General features: G+C 69.3%; 10 protein-coding genes. 8 read left to right on the top strand and 2 right to left on the bottom strand.

What is annotated here, in order from left to right:
• Positions 1 to 12 precede the first annotated feature (12 nt).
• Positions 13 to 585 carry a sigma-70 family RNA polymerase sigma factor gene (locus tag PGN37_RS22880; RefSeq protein ID WP_335333282.1) on the top strand — a complete coding sequence of 191 codons (573 nt, stop codon included), beginning with the start codon at positions 13 to 15 and terminating at the stop codon, positions 583 to 585.
• A gap of 4 nt (positions 586 to 589) precedes the next feature.
• Here PGN37_RS22880 and mtr read toward each other — a convergent pair whose 3' ends face one another.
• Both mtr and PGN37_RS22870 read right to left on the bottom strand, forming a co-directional pair.
• Complete coding sequence (gene mtr, locus PGN37_RS22875) at positions 590 to 2014, bottom strand: mycothione reductase (RefSeq protein ID WP_335333281.1); 1425 nt, start codon at positions 2012 to 2014, stop codon at positions 590 to 592.
• A complete protein-coding gene (locus PGN37_RS22870; RefSeq protein WP_335333280.1) occupies positions 2007 to 2993 on the bottom strand; it encodes an alpha/beta hydrolase in 987 nt (328 codons plus the stop codon). The genes mtr and PGN37_RS22870 overlap by 8 nt, the downstream gene beginning before the upstream one ends.
• Positions 2994 to 3110: 117 nt before the next feature.
• Here PGN37_RS22870 and mqo point away from each other — a divergent pair, with 117 nt between their 5' ends.
• The 7 genes from mqo to PGN37_RS22835 all read left to right on the top strand — a co-directional run bounded on the left by mqo (position 3111) and on the right by PGN37_RS22835 (position 11984).
• Positions 3111 to 4667: a malate dehydrogenase (quinone) gene (gene mqo, locus PGN37_RS22865; RefSeq protein WP_335333279.1), complete on the top strand. Its 1557-nt coding sequence runs from the start codon at positions 3111 to 3113 to the stop codon at positions 4665 to 4667.
• A gap of 13 nt (positions 4668 to 4680) precedes the next feature.
• On the top strand, positions 4681 to 5127 hold the full coding sequence (locus PGN37_RS22860) for a GNAT family N-acetyltransferase (protein ID WP_111510717.1): 447 nt from the start codon (positions 4681 to 4683) through the stop codon (positions 5125 to 5127).
• A complete protein-coding gene (locus PGN37_RS22855) occupies positions 5124 to 6989 on the top strand; it encodes a magnesium chelatase subunit D family protein (RefSeq protein WP_335333278.1) in 1866 nt (621 codons plus the stop codon). The genes PGN37_RS22860 and PGN37_RS22855 overlap by 4 nt, the downstream gene beginning before the upstream one ends.
• A gap of 12 nt (positions 6990 to 7001) precedes the next feature.
• Positions 7002 to 7616 carry a cob(I)yrinic acid a,c-diamide adenosyltransferase gene (gene cobO, locus PGN37_RS22850; RefSeq protein WP_335333277.1) on the top strand — a complete coding sequence of 205 codons (615 nt, stop codon included), beginning with the start codon at positions 7002 to 7004 and terminating at the stop codon, positions 7614 to 7616.
• A 166-nt stretch (positions 7617 to 7782) separates the two neighbouring features.
• Positions 7783 to 9153 carry a cobyrinate a,c-diamide synthase gene (locus PGN37_RS22845; protein ID WP_335333276.1) on the top strand — a complete coding sequence of 457 codons (1371 nt, stop codon included), beginning with the start codon at positions 7783 to 7785 and terminating at the stop codon, positions 9151 to 9153.
• The gene (gene cobA, locus PGN37_RS22840; RefSeq protein WP_335333275.1) at positions 9150 to 10346 is read left to right on the top strand and encodes a uroporphyrinogen-III C-methyltransferase; all 1197 of its coding nucleotides are present in this window, start codon (positions 9150 to 9152) and stop codon (positions 10344 to 10346) included. The genes PGN37_RS22845 and cobA overlap by 4 nt, the downstream gene beginning before the upstream one ends.
• Before the next feature lie 33 nt (positions 10347 to 10379).
• The gene (locus tag PGN37_RS22835) at positions 10380 to 11984 is read left to right on the top strand and encodes an MFS transporter (protein WP_335333274.1); all 1605 of its coding nucleotides are present in this window, start codon (positions 10380 to 10382) and stop codon (positions 11982 to 11984) included.
• Positions 11985 to 12012 lie beyond the last annotated feature (28 nt).

Below are 12012 nucleotides of genomic sequence, written 5' to 3'. Positions count from 1 at the left end.
TGGAGGACCACGGTGAAGACAACAGATCCGCACCTTGAGCGCTTCGAGCGCGACGCTCTGCCCCTGCTCGACACCCTCTACCGGGCGGCCCGTCGCCACACCGCCACCACCGCCGACGCCGAAGACCTGGTGCAGGAGACGATGCTGAAGGCCTACGCGGCGTTTCACCACTATCAGGACGGCACCAACATCCGCGCCTGGTTGCTGCGCATCCTCACCAACACCTGGATCTCGTCCTATCGCCGCGCGCAGAGCCGGCCGGCGGAGCTTCTCTCCGACAGCGTCACCGACGCCCAAGTGGCAGCGCAGGCCGCCCACTCGTCCACGGGGCTGCCCTCGGCCGAACTCGCGGCGCTGACGGCGCTCGGCGACGACGAGGTGCGCTACGCACTCGGTCAGCTCCGCGAAGACCAGCGGATCGCGGTCTACTACGCCGACGTCGAGGGGCTGCCGCACCGGGAGATCGCCGAGATCCTCGACATCCCGCTCGGCACGGTGATGTCGCGGGTGTACCGGGGACGCAACGCATTGCGCCGCCTACTCGTCGACGTCGCCGCCGACCGCGGATACCTGCGCGCAGCGTGAGTGCCTAGTGGCGCTTCGACGGCGGCCACGGCGGTTCGCCGCACAGCGACAGCAGCGCGTTCTCGATCACCTCGGGCAGCGCCGGGTGAATCCAGTACTGACTGCGGGCCACCTCCTGGGCGGGCAGCTCGAAGGCCATCGCCTGGATGATCGGCTGGATGATCGATGATGCCTGGGGGCCCATGATGTGCGCACCGAGGAGTAGCCCGCTCTCGTCGTCGACGATGAGTTTGGCGAAGCTCGTCGAGTCCTCCATCGCCCAGCCGTAGGCGACGTCACCGTAGTCCTGCACCTTGGACCTGATGCGGTAACCCGCTGCGCGCGCTTCGTTTTCGGTCAATCCGACACTGGCGATCTGCGGGTCGGTGAACACCGCCGACGGCACGTTGCGGTGATTGACCGGCATCAGGTTCTCGGTGTCGTCCCAGTCCTGCAGCAGGTTGTGCTTGACCACCCTGGCCTCGTGGTTGGCGACGTGCTTGAGCTGGAACGGCGAGCTGACGTCACCGAGGGCGAAGATGTTGCGTGCGGTGGTGCGCTGGTACTCATCGACGGTGACCCGCCCGTCGACAACCTCCACACCGGCGTGATGCGCGTCGAGCAGGTCGCCGTTGGGCACCCGGCCCGTCGCGATCAGCAAGGTGTCCGCGTGCACTGTGGCGCCGTCGTCGAGCGTCAGCGTCACCCCCGATTCGTCGGAGGACCCGCGCGCGATGTTGCGGCGGCTGCGGATCTCCCACTTCTTTCCCGCGAGGTCGGTGAACCGCTCGCAGATCGTGTCGTCGCAGTGCGTCAGCATCGTCGTCCCGCGCAGCACGATCGTCACCCGAGACCCCAGCGACGAGAAGATGTGCGCGAATTCGGCTGCGACATAACCGCCTCCGACGATCACGATGTGCTCGGGCAGCTCGGAGATCCGCATGATGGTGTCGCTGGTGTGATAGGCCACCCCGCACTCGGAGATCGCCGGCGGCACGGTGGCCCGGGCGCCCGCGGCGATCACCACCTGCTCGGCGGTGAACTCGTCACCGTCGTCGGTGCGCAGCCGGTAGCCATCAGCACCGGTGCTGCCGCTTTTCGTTTCGGCGAACCGGGTGTGGCTGCCGAACACCTCCACGTTCGGGGACGACCGCCGGTACTGCTCGCCGCCGCCCGACAGCGGATCGATGCGACCGAACACCCGGGAGACGATGTCAGGCCAGCGCACCGCCTCAACGTGCGCGTCGATACCGAATGTCGATGCGTGCCTGGTCTGTTCGGCGACCTCGGCGGCGTAGACGAACATCTTGGTGGGAATGCAGCCAACGTTCAGGCAGGTTCCGCCGAACATGTTCTGCTCGCAGATCGCCACCTTCTTGTCGACGTAGCGGTCGTCGATGATGCTGTTGCCCGACCCGGTGCCGATGATCGCGATGTCGAAGTCAGCCATGGGTTTCTCCCTCTTCTGAGTGCCAGTCGAGCCAGCGATCCACCTCGCGATAGGCCGCGCGCCGAGGTTCTGGCAGCGACAGGAACACGTCGTGCTTGGCGTCGGCGATCGGCACCACGGTGGTGCGGTTGCCGACGCAGCCGGCCCAGCGGGCGATCTGGGCGACGTCGAGAACCGCGTCGCCACGTTGGATGAGCTCGGTGTCGGCAACCTCGCGCACGCTGCGATCCGACCGCAGGATCAGGTTGGGCACGCCGACGTCGAGGCCGCGGTGCAGCTGCGCCTGTCCGCGGCGGATCGCGCGAATCCAGCCGAGAGTCACCGGGAACCCGCCGACGGGTTTCCACGTCAGGTCGTAGTCGAAGTCGCCGGCGTAGTCGCGGTGCAGCGTGGTTCCGTAGCCACCCTGGGTCGGGCGCCGGACCACGGTACGGGTGCGCCACCGGCCCAGCGTGCGAAGTGCCGCCGTGGTCGGAGTGGAGCGCAGGATCGCCGGGCCCTGCAGGTCGAACCAGGGGCTGTTGAGCAGCAGCCCCGAGACGACCGGCGTCGCGCCCCGCCGGCGGCGCCGGTCCAGCCACAGCGAGACCACGAGCCCACCCGCCGAATGGCCGGATACCAGGACCGGCGCTGAGGTCTCGTCGACGATCGTCGACAGCGCACGCTCGAGTTCGGTGTCGTAGCGGGCGAGGTCGGTGGTGAAGTGCGGGGTCTGGCCCTGCCGGTGCGAGCGGCCGCATTTGTGCAGGTCGATGGCGTAGAACGCGATACCGCGGGCGGCCAGGTGGTCGGCGAGCTCGGTGTTGAAGAAGTAGTCGGTGAAACCGTGCACCATCAGCACTGCCTGGCGTGCCGCCGGATCGGCAGGACCTCGGCGAACCAGGGTGGCTTCCAGGTCGCCCTCTCCGTCGGGGTCGGGACCCAGCGCGAAGGTCGTCTGCCAGTACCCGGACAGAACGTCGGGCTGCCATCCGGACACGACAGCCACCATAGTGGGCGAGGTGGTCCGACGGTTGTGGCCGCGCGCGGCGGGATAACCTGGACACAGGTAAGCCGTGAGCAACGGGGACGCGACCACGAAGGGCCGATCGAGTTGGTGTCTGAAGCGGAGAAGACCGACGTCCTGCTGGTGGGGGCGGGAATCATGAGCGCGACCCTGTCGGCGCTGCTGCGGTTGGTGGAGCCCAACTGGTCGATGACGCTCGTCGAGCGTCTCGACGGCGCGGCAGCCGAGAGCAGCGATCCCTGGAACAACGCCGGCACCGGCCACTCGGCGCTGTGTGAGTTGAACTACACCCCGGCGCGTCCCGACGGCAGCATCGACATCGCCAAGGCCGTCAACGTCAACGAGCAGTTCCAGGTGTCGCGCCAGTTCTGGACCTACGCCGTCGAGAACGGCGTGATCCCCGACGTGCGCAGCTTCCTCAACCCCATCCCGCACGTCAGCTTCGTGCAGGGCGAGGACAACGTGAAGTACCTGAAGGCCCGGTACGACGCGCTGGTCACCAACCCGCTGTTCTCGACGATGGAGTTCATCGACGACCGCGACGAATTCGTGCGCAGGCTGCCGTTGATGGCCGAGCGTCGCGACTTCTCCGAGCCCGTCGGCCTGAACTGGACCCAGGACGGCACCGACGTCGACTTCGGCTCGCTGTCGCGGCAATTGATCGGCTACGGCGCCAAGAAGGGCATGTCGACGCTGTTCGGCCACAGCGTCACCGACCTCGACCAGGGGTCCGACGGGCGGTGGACGGTCAAGGTCGTCAATCGCCGGACCGGCCAGAAGCGGAAGTTCAACGCGGGCTTCGTGTTCGTCGGTGCCGGCGGTGGTGCGTTGCCGCTGCTGCAGAAGGCGGGCATCAAGGAGGCCAAGGGCTTCGGCGGATTCCCCGTAGGAGGTCAGTGGCTGCGCAGCGGAAACCCCGACCTCACCGCGCGTCACCAGGCCAAGGTGTACGGCCTACCGCCCCTGGGCGCACCGCCGATGTCGGTGCCGCACTTAGACACTCGGGTCATCAACGGGCGCTCGTGGCTGCTGTTCGGCCCGTTCGCCGGATGGTCCCCGAAGTTCCTCAAGCAGGGCAAGATCACCGATCTGCCGTTGTCGGTCAAACCGAACAACCTGGTGTCGATGCTCGGTGTCGGGCTCACGGAGATGGGGCTGCTGCGCTACCTGATCGGTCAGCTGCTGCTGAGCGAATCGGCGCGCGTCGACGCGCTGCGGGAGTTCGCGCCGAGTGCGAAGAATGCGGACTGGGAGCTCGACATCGCAGGCCAGCGGGTGCAGGTGATCCGCAAAGCCAAGGGCAAGGGCGGAGTGCTCGAGTTCGGCACCACCGTGCTCTCGGCGGCCGACGGCAGCATCGCCGGCCTGCTCGGCGCCTCGCCGGGGGCGTCAACGGCGGTGCCCGCGATGCTCGAGGTGATGTCGCAGTGCTTCGGCGACCGCTACCAGGGATGGCTGCCCACGATCAAGGCCATGATCCCGTCGCTGGGCACCAAGCTCTCCGAGGAACCCGCACTGTTCGAGGAGATCTGGGCCCGCGGCACGAAGGTGCTCAAGCTCGACAAGCCTGCGGGCGCCCTGCCCGACACCGCACCCGACGTGTCGTCGGCGGGCACCGAGCACACTCCGTCCACGGCGACCGTGTGACGGTCCTGTGCCGATGACCGCGGCGTTGCGACGGAGCTGGGCCAAGGATCTCGACGCCGCAACGCTCTACGAGCTCCTCAAGCTGCGGGTGGAGGTGTTCGTCGTGGAGCAGGCGACGCCCTACCCGGAACTCGACGGCCGTGACCTGCTCAGCGAGACGCGCCATTTCTGGCTGGAAAACGCTGAGGGACAGGTCATTTCGACGTTGCGTCTGATGGAGGAACATCCGGCGGGGCACAAGGCCTTCCGTATCGGGCGGGTGTGCACCAAACGTTCGGATCGCGGACACGGGCACACCGCGCGGCTGCTGACCGCGGCGCTGGCCGAGGTCGGCGACTACCCCTGCCACATCAACGCCCAGACGTATCTGGAGGAGATGTACGGCAGGCACGGATTCGTCCGCGACGGAGACGAATTCCTCGACGACGGCATTCCCCACGTTCCGATGGTCAAGCCGTGACGGGAGGAGAGCTCTACCCGTTCAGCGCACTGGTCGGCCACGATCGCCTCAAGCTGGCACTGGTGTTGTGCGCGGTGCGCCCCGACATCGGTGGCGTGCTGATCCGCGGCGAGAAGGGCACCGCGAAATCGACTGCGGTGCGGGGTCTGGCTCAGGTACTGACGCAGGCGTTCCGCGTGGCGGGCGGCGATGGGGGGCATCTGGTCGAGCTGCCGATCGGGGCGACCGAAGACCGGGTGGTCGGCTCGCTGGACCTGCAGAAGGTGCTGCGCGACGGTGAGCACGCCTTCTCGCCGGGTCTGCTGGCGCGGGCCCACCGCGGCGTGCTCTACGTCGACGAGGTCAACCTGCTGCACGACCACCTCGTCGACGTCCTGCTCGACGCGGCCGCGATGGGCCGGGTGCACGTCGAACGCGACGGGGTCTCCCACAGCCACGAGGCACGGTTCGTGTTGATCGGCACGATGAATCCCGAAGAGGGAGAACTGCGACCGCAGCTGCTCGACCGCTTCGGCCTGACCGTCGACGTGGTGGCCTCCCGCGACGTCGATGTCCGCGCGGAGGTGATCCGTCAGAGGCTGGCCTACGAAGCCGACCCCGCCTCCTTCGCTGCGCGCTACGCCTCCGCCGACACCGAGTTGGCCCGCCACATCGCCGACGCTCGGGCCCGAGTGGGCGATGTGGTGTTGCCCGACAGCGAGTTACGGCGCATCGCCGCACTCTGCGCGGCGTTCGACGTCGACGGGATGCGCGCCGACCTAGTGGTGGCGCGCACAGCGGTGGCTCACGCCGCATGGCGCGGTGCGGCCGAGGTCGCCGAGCAGGACGTGCGGGTGGCGGCCGAACTGGCGCTCCCGCACCGCCGCCGTCGCGATCCGTTCGACGACCCCGGTCTCGACGAGGGCCGGCTCGACGACGCGATTGCTCAGGCCGGTGAGGCCGCCGAGGAATCCCGACCCGAACCGGATCCCGATCCGCCCGGCGGCGGGCAGCCGTCGTCGGCTGAGGGCGCCGATGACGCTGCGCCGCAGCCGAGTTCGCCGCCGCCGACCCGACCGAGCGCAGCGCCGTCTGCGGCGTTCCGGACCAAGGCGCTGGTGGTGCCCGGTGTCGGTGACGGTGCGCCCGGCCGTCGTTCGCGGGCTCGCAACCGCACCGGGACCGTGGTCGCCGCGACCACCGACCCGCAGACCGGCCACGGCATGCACGTGTTCGGCACGCTGCTCGCGGCCGCCGGTCGGCACCGCGGGCATGGACGGCTGCGGCCCGCCCCCGATGACCTGCGGCGCGCGGTGCGCGAGGGCCGCGAGGGCAACCTGGTGATCTTCGTCGTCGACGCGTCGGGCTCGATGGCTGCGCGGGACCGGATGTCGGCGGTCAGCGGGGCCACCCTGTCGCTGCTGCGCGACGCATACCAGCGGCGGGACAAGGTCGCCGTCATCACGTTCCGCGGCCAGGATGCCCGGGTGCTGCTGCCGCCGACGTCGTCGGTCTACGTGGCCAGCACGCGGCTGGCTCGTTTCGACACCGGGGGGCGGACGCCGCTGGCGCAGGGACTGCTCGCCGCACGCGACATGGTGGTCCGGGAACGCACGCGGGACCGGGCGCGCCGCAGCCTGGTGGTGGTACTCACCGACGGCCGGGCCACCGGCGGGCCCGATCCTCTGGGCCGCACGGCCACGGCAGCGGCCCGGCTGGTGGCCGAGGGTGCATCGGCGGTCGTCGTGGACTGCGAAACCTCTTATGTCCGTTTGGGTTTGGCCGAGGACCTGGCGCAGCGGCTGCTGGCGCCTGCGGTCCGGCTCGATCAATTGCGCGCTGACGCGCTGACCGCCGTGGTCAAGACACAGGCCGCGGCCTGAGAAGGGAATGCGATGCCTCAGGGTCAGCCCGTGGCTGTACCCCGCGACGGATTGACCACGCGGGCCCGCCGCCACGCGCCGCTGCTCGCGGTGCACACCGGTGCGGGCAAGGGCAAGTCCACCGCGGCGTTCGGGATGGCGCTACGGGCATGGAACCAGGGCTTCGACACCGCGGTGTTCCAGTTCGTCAAGAGCGCCAAGTGGAAGGTGGGGGAGGAGACGGCCCTGCTCGAGCTGGGGCGCGTGCACACCGAACGTGGAGTCGGAGGGCCGGTCGAGTGGCACAAGATGGGTGCGGGCTGGTCCTGGTCGCGTAAAGCGGGCTCCGAGGAGGACCACGCCGCCGCGGCCGCGGAGGGCTGGGCCGAGATCGCGCGCCGGCTCGCCGAGGAACGCCATGACTTCTACGTGCTCGACGAGTTCACCTATCCGCTGAAGTGGGGGTGGGTCGACGTGGCCGAGGTCGTCGACGCGCTGGCGTCGCGGCCCGGCACGCAGCATGTGGTGATCACCGGGCGCGACGCCCCGGCCGCGCTGCTCGATGCCGCCGATCTGGTCACCGAGATGGCCAAGGTCAAGCATCCGATGGACGCGGGCCGCAAGGGCCAGCGAGGAATCGAGTGGTGAGCGCAGCCGCGACCACTGGCGAGAGTGCGTGTCTGCAGCCGACGCGCCGCGCAATTCCGCGAGTTGACGCACGCTCGTCACGGCCTATCGATCGCGAGCGTGCGCAGAGTTGGCTTTTGTCCCCGCATGTTGCCCGCAGACACGCACGCTCGCGGGGGACGGCGCCGTGAGTACCCCGGGGATCGTCGTCGCTGCGCCGGCCTCCGGCAGTGGCAAGACCACGATCGCGACCGGTCTCATGGGCGCGCTGCGGCGGGCCGGGCATCAGGTCGCCCCGTTCAAGGTCGGCCCCGATTTCATCGACCCGGGCTATCACGGACTGGCCGCAGGACGGCCGGGCCGCAACCTCGACCCCGTCCTCGTCGGTGACCACCTCATCGGTCCGCTCTACCGGCACGGCAGTGCCGACTGCGACATCGCCGTCGTCGAAGGCGTGATGGGCCTCTTCGACGGGCGCATCAGCGACGCGCCGGCGGCCGGGGCCGCCCGCGGCTCCACCGCCCACGTCGCCGGACTGCTGGGCACCCCCGTGATCCTCGTCGTCGACGCCCGCGGCCAGAGTCACAGCGTGGGCGCGCTGGTGCATGGCTTCGCCACATTCGACAGCTCGGTCCGCCTCGTCGGCGTGATCCTCAACCGCGTGGGCTCGGCCCGTCACGAGGCGGTGCTACGTCAAGGATGCGAGCAGGCCGGGATCGCCGTGCTGGGCGCCGTCCCGCGGACCGACGAGCTCACGGTGCCATCGCGACACCTCGGGTTGGTGACCGCGGTCGAGCACGGCCGGCGGGCCGGAGACGCGGTCGACGCGATGACGGAGTTGGTCGCGCGGCACGTCGACATCGGCGCCGTCGCCGCGGCCGCCCGCAGCGCTGTCGCCGACGACCCGTGGAGCCCGCACGTCTGCGAATCCGCCGGGCCGCCCCTCACCGTCGCGCTGGCTGCTGGTCGCGCGTTCACCTTCAACTACGCCGAACACGCCGAACTGCTCAGCGCCGCAGGCGCCGACGTCGTCGCCTTCGACCCCCTCACCGAACCGCCGCCCCCCGGTACGGCGGCCCTCGTCATCCCCGGCGGCTTCCCGGAGGAGTTCGGCCAGGAGCTCTCCGCGAACCGTGCGGCGCGCGAACAGATCGCCGCGCTGGCCGACTCGGGCGCCCCGATCCACGCCGAGTGCGCCGGCCTGGCGTACCTCGCCGACGACCTCGACGGGCACCCCATGTGCGGTGTGATCGGCGGCTCGGCGTCGTTCACGCCGTCGCTGACTCTGGGGTACCGCGACGCCGTAGCCGTCACCGACTCGGCGCTGCACCGCATCGGCGACCGTGCGGTTGGGCACGAATTCCACCGCACCGCAATGCATTACGGGCCCGATCGGCAGCCGGCCTGGCGCTACCGCGGCCGGGACGGCGCCATGGTCGACGACGGCGCCGTCCGGGCGGGTGTGCACGCGGGGTATCTGCACATCCATCCGGCTGCGCACCCCGAAGCCATTGCCCGCTTCGTCCGTGCGGCGGCACGCTCTAAGCTCGCCGGGTGACCGACAACGCCTATCTGGTGGGCCTGCGCCTGGCCGGCAAGAAGGTCGTCGTGGTGGGAGGCGGCACGGTCGCCCAGCGACGCCTGCCCCTGCTGGTGGCCTCCGGCGCCGACGTGCACGTGATCACCGTCGCCGCCACTCCCGCGGTCGAGGCGATCGAGGGAATCACGCTGACACTGCGGCCTTTTCGTGACGGAGATCTGGAGGGCGCCTGGTATGTGATCGCCGCCACCGACGATCCCGACGTCAACGCCGCCATCGTCGCCGAGGCAGAGAGTCGCCGCGTGTTCTGCGTCCGGGCCGACATCGCCGTGGAAGGCACCGCGGTCACCCCGGCCACATTCGACTACGAGGGTCTGTCGGTGGGCGTGCTGGCCGGCGGCGAGCACCGCCGCTCGGCGGCCATCCGTTCGGCGATCCACGAGGCGCTGCAGCAGGGCGTGATCGCGGCCGACGCGCCGGGCGTGGTGGCCGGCGGTGTGGCACTGGTCGGGGGAGGTCCCGGTGATCCGGAGCTGATCACCGTGCGTGGTCGACGGTTGCTCGCCCACGCCGACGTCGTCGTTGCCGACCGGCTCGCGCCCCAGGATCTGCTCGCCGAGCTGTCGCCGGACGTCGAGGTCATCGACGCCGCCAAGATCCCCTACGGCCGAGCGATGGCGCAGGAGGCGATCAACGAGGTCCTCATCGACCGCGCCAAACAGGGCAAGTTCGTGGTCCGCCTCAAGGGCGGCGATCCGTTCGTGTTCGCGCGCGGCTACGAGGAAGTGATCGCGTGCGCGGATGCCGGCATTCCGGTCACCATCGTGCCGGGTGTGACCAGTGCCATAGCGGTGCCTGCGCTGGCCGGCGTTCCGGTTACTCACCGGGCGATGACGCATGAGTTCGTGGTGGTCAGCGGCCATGTTGCGCCGGACCACCCCGAATCGTTAGTCAATTGGGATGCGCTCGCCGCGCTTCACGGCACGATTGTTTTGCTGATGGCCGTCGAACGGATCGAGCTTTTCGCAAAAGTCTTGCTTGATGGCGGACGACCTGCGGATACGCCGGTGCTCGTCGTGCAGCATGGGACGACGTCGGCACAGAGAAGTTTGCGGGCAACCCTCGCGGACGCCCCAGAACGCATCCGATCCGAGGGAATTCGGCCCCCCGCGATCATCGTGATCGGTGCTGTGGCGGCCTTCGCGGCCTAAAGAGATATTAAGAGTACTGTAAGGTAACTCGTTATGACGGCTCTCAATGACGCAGAGCGTGCCGCCATCTCTCGGGATGCTGAAGGCAAGGGGCGGCGGGGCGCCAACAAGGCTGTACCGGCCCGTATCAGCGCGGCTGCGGACGGAGCCGGTGGCTCACGATCCCCCAGGACGCCGGCCTGGTTGCCGTCGCGGCGCTTCATCGCCGCGGTCATCGCCATCGGCGGCATGCAGCTTCTCGCCACGATGGACAGCACGGTCGCAATCGTCGCCCTGCCCAAGATCCAGGACGAGCTGAGCCTCTCCGACGCGGGACGCAGCTGGGTGATCACGGCCTACGTGCTGACCTTCGGCGGCCTGATGCTCCTCGGTGGCCGCCTCGGTGACGTGATCGGGCGCAAACGGACCTTCGTCGTCGGCGTCGCTCTGTTCACCATCGCCTCGATCCTGTGCGGTCTGGCATGGAACGAAGCGACCCTGGTGACCGCCCGCCTGCTGCAGGGCGTCGGAGCGGCGATCGCCTCCCCGACCGCGCTGGCACTGATCGCGACCACGTTCCCGAAGGGGCCGGCCCGCAACGCCGCCACCGCGATCTTCGCGGCGATGACGGGCGTCGGGTCGGTGATGGGGCTGATCGTCGGCGGCGCGCTGACCGAGGTGTCCTGGCGCTGGGCGTTCCTGATCAACGTTCCGATCGGCCTGGTGATGATCCACCTGGCCCGCACCACATTGCGCGAGACCAACCGCGAACGGCTCAAGCTCGACGCTGCCGGGGCGCTCCTGGCCACGATGGGGTGCACCGCCGCGGTGTTCGCGTTCTCGATGGGTCCGGAGGCCGGCTGGGCCTCGCCGATCACCATCGGCTCCGGTGTCGTGGCGATGGCGTGTGGTCTGGCCTTCCTGTGGGTGGAGCGCACCGCCGAGAACCCCGTCGTGCCGTTCGAGCTCTTCCGCGACCGCAACCGGCTGTCGACCTTCGCGGCGATCTTCCTCGCCGGCGGCGTGATGTTCACCCTGACCGTGCTGATCGGGCTCTACGTGCAGGACATCATGGGCTACAGCGCGCTGAAGGCGGGCGTCGGGTTCATCCCGTTCGTCATCGCCCTGGGCATCGGGCTGGGCGTGTCGTCGGCGCTGGTGTCGAAGTTCCCGCCGCGCGTCCTGGTCATCGGCGGCGGCATCCTGGTGCTGGCGGCCATGCTCTACGGCTCGACGCTGGACGCCAACATTCCCTACTTCCCGAACCTGGTGTTGCCGATCACCGTCGGCGGCTTCGGGATCGGCATGATCGTGGTACCGCTGACGGTGTCGGCGATCGCCGGCGTCGGGTTCGATCAGATCGGTCCGGTCTCGGCCATCGCGCTGATGCTGCAGAGCCTCGGCGGGCCTGTCGTGCTCGCGATCATCCAGGCTGTCATCACGTCGCGCACGCTGTATCTGGGCGGCACCAACGGCCCGGTCAAGGACATGAATGCCGCGCAGCTGCACGCTCTCGACCAGGGCTACACCTACGGTCTGCTGTGGGTGGCGGCGGTTGCGGTGATCGTCGGCGCGGTGGCGCTGTTCATCGGGTACACCGCCGAGCAGGTGGCGCACGCGCAGGAAGTCAAGGACGCGATCGACGCCGGAGAGCTTTAGCTCGACATTGGGCAGGGGAGAGCTCTAG

The organism is Mycobacterium kyogaense, from assembly GCF_036946525.1.
GTDB lineage: Bacteria > Actinomycetota > Actinomycetes > Mycobacteriales > Mycobacteriaceae > Mycobacterium > Mycobacterium kyogaense_A.
This window is presented reverse-complemented; position numbering and strand designations above follow the sequence as displayed.

Excerpts from the sequence above, each read along its gene's own strand:
- cobO (WP_335333277.1), top strand. The coding sequence starts at position 7,002 with ATGCCTCAGGGTCAGCCCGTGGCTGTACCCCGCGACGGATTGACCACG.
- PGN37_RS22835 (WP_335333274.1), top strand. The coding sequence starts at position 10,380 with ATGACGGCTCTCAATGACGCAGAGCGTGCCGCCATCTCTCGGGATGCT.
- PGN37_RS22860 (WP_111510717.1), top strand. The coding sequence starts at position 4,681 with ATGACCGCGGCGTTGCGACGGAGCTGGGCCAAGGATCTCGACGCCGCA.
- mtr (WP_335333281.1), bottom strand. The coding sequence starts at position 2,014 with ATGGCTGACTTCGACATCGCGATCATCGGCACCGGGTCGGGCAACAGC.